Genomic DNA, 257 nt, shown 5'->3' on the forward strand with positions numbered 1-257 from the left:
GGCATGCCCCGGCTTTTTTTATAGCTGCCGGATCTTCCGGCTTCGGTCGATAAACTCATGGGTCACCGGGTCGTGGTAGCGTGAAGGCCAGATAACCTGCGGTGTGGCACCTAAAGCCTGAGCGATAATCAACTCCCCCTTAGGCCAGGGGCGTGATAGCGCATTGGCGAGCGTTGATGAGCTTAAACCTGACTGGCGCGACAAGGCGGCGAGCGACGTTTTCTTTTTTCGCAGTCCGGCAATGATGTCCGCCGGAT

At 57.2% G+C, this 257-nt stretch carries 1 protein-coding gene; it reads right to left on the reverse strand.

Features of this window, described 5'->3' with window-relative positions; genetic code table 11:
* Positions 1-18 precede the first annotated feature (18 nt).
* Positions 19-257 (reverse strand): helix-turn-helix domain-containing protein (locus tag ACRHNM_RS17295; RefSeq protein WP_431137891.1); only part of this gene is annotated, 239 nt, incomplete at its 5' end.

The sequence above is a fragment of the Psychroserpens mesophilus genome (assembly GCF_050617655.1).
In the GTDB taxonomy this organism is placed as follows: domain Bacteria; phylum Bacteroidota; class Bacteroidia; order Flavobacteriales; family Flavobacteriaceae; genus Psychroserpens; species Psychroserpens mesophilus_A.